Source organism: Brachyspira sp. SAP_772, assembly GCF_009755885.1.
In the GTDB taxonomy this organism is placed as follows: Bacteria; Spirochaetota; Brachyspiria; order Brachyspirales; family Brachyspiraceae; genus Brachyspira.
Window position 1 is genome coordinate 1 of record NZ_VYIX01000395.1, and the last position, 505, is coordinate 505.

The window sequence follows — 505 nt, forward strand, 5'->3', positions numbered from 1 at the left end:
TGATACTTCTATTAAATAATATGAAAATTGTTTGCCGTCTTTAATAATAAACTCTTCTTTTAAAGAGTGTAATAATGGTCCAATTACTTTATACATATCAAATACAAACTTAGCAAGCGTGTCTGTTAGAGCACCTGTTTTTAAATCTACAAAATGATACTTATTATTTTGTATTCTTGCAGCATATTCCTGCAAACGCACTTTTTCTACCAAGCTTGGAGTTCTTATATTAAAGAAATTGTATTTTATATAATCTAAAACATTCATATTATTCTATATACTCCTAATATTCTATTAAATAAAATGTCTATATATAAGAAAATTATTAATCATCAGCGAATAAATCTATAAAAACAATATATAAAGCACAAATTTCATCATTATCATCATAACCAAAATATGAAGGATAAAAACCATCACCATATCCGCTTTGAAATAAAACTATATTGTATTTGCTTTCTGGTATATTAAAATTAAGCCAATCACCATATTCACTTTGATATTT

General features: G+C 24.6%; 1 protein-coding gene and 1 pseudogene. Both read right to left on the reverse strand.

Annotation, left to right across the window (positions count from 1 at the left end; translation table 11 throughout):
* Nucleotides 1-267: pseudogene (locus tag GQX97_RS14715) on the reverse strand (hypothetical protein); the annotation flags it as partial.
* Between the two features lie 58 nt (nt 268-325).
* Nucleotides 326-505: DUF4241 domain-containing protein (locus GQX97_RS14720; protein ID WP_157152397.1), on the reverse strand; the 180-nt coding region annotated here is incomplete at its 5' end.